Origin of the sequence: Liquorilactobacillus sicerae (assembly GCF_029916425.1) — a bacterium.
GTDB lineage: Bacteria > Bacillota > Bacilli > Lactobacillales > Lactobacillaceae > Liquorilactobacillus > Liquorilactobacillus sicerae.
Window position 1 is genome coordinate 1 of the sequence record NZ_JAHAVQ010000238.1, and the last position, 449, is coordinate 449.

1 protein-coding gene and 1 pseudogene are annotated in these 449 nt (G+C 42.8%); both read right to left on the reverse strand.

All coding sequences use genetic code 11. From position 1 onward, the window contains the following. Positions 1-174, reverse strand: a pseudogene (locus KH893_RS12210) (5-(carboxyamino)imidazole ribonucleotide synthase); the annotation flags it as partial. After that, positions 167-449: AIR carboxylase family protein (locus KH893_RS12215; RefSeq protein ID WP_281166328.1), on the reverse strand; the 283-nt coding region annotated here is incomplete at its 5' end. The gene KH893_RS12215 and the pseudogene KH893_RS12210, both read right to left, overlap by 8 nt.

The window sequence follows — 449 nt, forward strand, 5'->3', positions numbered from 1 at the left end:
ATATTCGGCTACGATCTGAAAATCAGAAACCTGGCCTGCTGGAGATTGTCTTGTAGGATCCAAAATACCAACATGATAGCCAATTGATTTAGCGGACAAGGAAATCATCTGTCCTAACTGGCCACCGCCAATAATTCCAATTGTTGCCGGTGGTAAAATCGCTCTTTCAATCATTGAGCTGTGACTCGCTTTCAAGCGATTTTTTTGTTTGTTCCCGGCGAAAAATAATTAATTTATTTTCAACTTCTCGATTTTGTAAACTAAGAATCGATAATGCCAAATAGGCTGCGTTTTTAGCACCGGAATTGCCGATCGCTGTCGTAGCAACCGGCACCCCAGCCGGCATCTGAACAATCGACAAAAGCGAATCCAAACCATTTAAAGCATGCGATTGAACTGGAACGCCAATTACTGGAAGTGTTGTATTAGCAGCCAGCATACCCGGTAAA